Annotated in this window: 1 protein-coding gene; it reads left to right on the forward strand. The window is 33.2% G+C overall.

All coding sequences use genetic code 11. The features are described 5' to 3' along the window. The first annotated feature begins 80 nt into the window (after nucleotides 1-80). Nucleotides 81-449, forward strand: coding sequence for a hypothetical protein (locus CWS31_RS17370; protein ID WP_101344005.1), 369 nt, complete (start codon nucleotides 81-83; stop codon nucleotides 447-449). Nucleotides 450-623 lie beyond the last annotated feature (174 nt).

Here is a 623-nt window from a genome sequence, read left to right on the forward strand (position 1 = left end):
CAGTTTGCTGTTTCGTGCCTCAACATTTTAGCAAACAATTTTTTGCCTCTTAATGAGGCGTTATATTTAAGGAGCACAATGTGAGGTTATTGTTTTTATCAATTTTTTTATTATTCTTTGCTGGGTGTAAAACTATCGAAAAAGAAACTAATACAACTACATTAATAAATCTGCCAGCTAAATCAACCATTATTAAGCTTCTTCCAATAAGAACAAAAGGAATAAATTATAACGAAGAGGTTTGGGTTGATTTTTCTGCTGAACTTGGATACGAAGGAATGCTAATAAAAGTAAAAAATGTAAAGCTTGTAGATTCAAGCCACCCAGAATCAAAAGAACTAATAAAGAAATCTTTAAAGGCTCTTAATCAATGGAGTTTTAATAATTCTAAATTCAAAGGGGATACTGATAAAAGGTACCTTATTAGAGTCTCAGGAAACCGACTATAACCCCTCGCGTTTAAGTACATAGAGAATTAAATATAACAAGTTGCTTAAACGGACACAAAACAGTTGGCTGTGCTCGTTCCTCGCAAATTTTAGCCAACGTTTTTTAGCCGCTTAGCAAAGCGTTATACGTACAAGGATAGTCATGCAATCAATTGAATCATTAGCTTTAGGTGT

It is taken from the genome of Colwellia echini, assembly GCF_002843355.2.
GTDB lineage: Bacteria > Pseudomonadota > Gammaproteobacteria > Enterobacterales > Alteromonadaceae > Colwellia > Colwellia echini.